Source organism: Streptomyces sp. NPDC059853, assembly GCF_042731495.1.
Classification (GTDB): domain Bacteria; phylum Actinomycetota; class Actinomycetes; order Streptomycetales; family Streptomycetaceae; genus Streptomyces.
In genome coordinates this window covers 1-2,020 of sequence record NZ_JBHWJL010000510.1, presented here as the reverse complement: position 1 = coordinate 2,020, position 2,020 = coordinate 1, and the positions used below count along the sequence as shown (strand labels likewise).

The following is a 2,020-nucleotide window of genomic DNA, read 5'->3' as shown; positions in this document are numbered from 1 at the left end:
GCGTGGGCCTACACCCACGTACCGCACCGGGTGCGGGGGGACGCCGCCGGGCAGGGGCTGACCGGCCGGTGGGACGAGCGGGAGCGGGAGGCCATGGCGGACCGGGTGGAGGAGCAGGTCGAGCGGTACGCGCCGGGCTTCCGCGCGCTGATCGCGGCCCGCCGCGTGCTGTGCCCGCCGGTGCTGGAGGCGGCCGACGCCAACCTGCACGGCGGGGCGGTGAACGGGGGCACCACCAGCCTGCACCAGCAGCTGGTGTTCCGGCCGGTGCCGGGCACCGGCCGGCCCGAGACCCCGGTGCGCGGGCTGTATCTGGCCTCCGCCTCCGCCCACCCCGGCGGCGGGGTGCACGGCGCCTGCGGCGCCAACGCCGCCCGCGCCGCGCTGCGCGCGCACGGTGCCTCCCCGGTGCTGACGGCGGCTCAGCGGGCCCTGTCCCGGCGCGGCGGCGGGCGGCGGCTGCCGCCGGACCGTACCTGACGGCACGGGCCGCCGCCCGCCGCGACCCGCACCGGCCCCCGGGGCAGCCCCGCTCCCGCGGACGTACGCCGGGTCAGCGCTCCGGTGGCACCGGCTCCAGCGGACGGCGCAGCGCCGAGCGTCCCGCGCGCCAGGCCGCCAGCGTCCACCGGGCCAGCCGTTCCTCCAGGTGGGTGGTGGCCCGGATGCCGAAGACCACATCGGCGGCCAGCTCCGGCTCGTCCTCCAGCAGTCCGCCCACCACCTCGTGCCGCACCACCTGTTCGTGGACGGCGTCGGCCTCGACGTGCTCGTCGTGGAACCGCACCGCATCCGGTCCGGCGCCCAGCCGGCGCAGGGCGGCCGCCATCCGCCGCGACCCCGGGGACGAGGTCACCTCCACGGTGGCGAAGTGGCCGACCAGCGCGCCGCGCAGCGCACGGTGCAGGCCGAGCAGCGACATCAGATTGACGGTCGCCAGCGCGGGCGCCGGTGCGGCGTCCAGATAGCGGCCGTAGGAGGAGTCGAGGCCGAGGTCCCGCATCAGCGCCGCGAACAGTTCGGCGTGCACCGCCTCGGCACGCCCCGCCCCGTACTCGTCGTACTCGACGGCGACCATCGCGGCCTTCGCCCGGCCGCGCAGCCGGGGCACCACCCACACATGCGGGTCGGCCTCCTTGAGGTGGTACGGGGAGCGCAGCACCGTGTACTCCCGCATCTGCCACCAGGTGCCCTCCCGTTGCAGGAAGTGGCTGATGCTGTTCCCGTCGTCCGTCACCGGTTCGAGCAGCAGACCGCCCAGCGCCCCGCCGACGTCGTCGCCCGGGGCCACCTCCCGCCGCAGCGCCGTCAGGAACCGGTCCTCGGCGGCGGCGCGCAGCCGCAGCAGCTCCGGGTCCCACTCGTGCCGGTCCGCCACGTCCGCGAAGCCCCGGTAGTGCAGTTCGTACAGCAGGTACAGGGCCAGCTGGAGGTCGTCGCCCCAGGGGTCGGCGCCGGACAGGTCCCCGGGGAGCGGGCGGCGCGCACCGCGCAGCGCGGCGATCACCGCCGCCGACAACCCGCCCCGCGCCCCGGGCAGCGCGGGAGCCGCGGGCGGTGCGGCGACCCGGACGGGCCGTGTGGTCATCGGGACTCCTCCGTTTCCCCGCTCTCCGTCCCGCGCCCGCGCTCCCGGCCCCGCTCCCCGGTACGGACCCGGCGGCGGTGGCTGGTGTCGCACCACGGGTAGTCACGGCTGCGGCGGCACACGCACAGAGCCACCTGGAACCGGTCGGAGGACCGCACGCTGCCGTCCGGCAGGACGACCTCGACCGGGCCCTCCACCAGGACGGGACCGCCCTCGTCGAGCCGCAGCCGGCAGGGCCGTCCGGAAGCACTCGGCACAGCTGATCACCCGTTTCCTTCCGCTGTCGTGGGGACCGCGGCCGCGAGGTCGGGACGCAGCGGGCAGGCCGGATCGCAGACCGCGTACGAGCCGTTGAGCGCGAACCACGCCTGCAGCCCCCGGGCCTGCGCCGCGTACCAGATCGTCTGGCGGGCGTGCAGCTCGGCGGTTGTG

The 2,020-nt window shown here is 77.0% G+C and carries 3 protein-coding genes; 1 reads left to right on the top strand and 2 read right to left on the bottom strand.

Features of this window, described 5'->3' with window-relative positions; genetic code table 11:
* Nucleotides 1–480 (top strand): phytoene desaturase family protein (locus ACFV5N_RS27385; RefSeq protein ID WP_385605101.1); only part of this gene is annotated, 480 nt, incomplete at its 5' end.
* A 73-nt stretch (nt 481–553) separates the two neighbouring features.
* Here ACFV5N_RS27385 and ACFV5N_RS27380 read toward each other — a convergent pair.
* Nucleotides 554–1,588: an iron-containing redox enzyme family protein gene (locus ACFV5N_RS27380; RefSeq protein WP_385605098.1), complete on the bottom strand. Its 1,035-nt coding sequence runs from the start codon at nt 1,586–1,588 to the stop codon at nt 554–556.
* Entirely contained in the window at nt 1,585–1,845 is a 261-nt protein-coding gene (locus ACFV5N_RS27375) for a CDGSH iron-sulfur domain-containing protein (protein ID WP_385605095.1), read from the bottom strand. Before ACFV5N_RS27375 ends, ACFV5N_RS27380 begins: the two co-directional genes overlap by 4 nt.
* Nucleotides 1,846–2,020 lie beyond the last annotated feature (175 nt).

What these genes read in the sequence shown, in the direction of transcription:
- ACFV5N_RS27380 (WP_385605098.1), bottom strand. Translation starts at nt 1,588, where the DNA reads ATGACCACACGGCCCGTCCGGGTCGCCGCACCGCCCGCGGCTCCCGCG.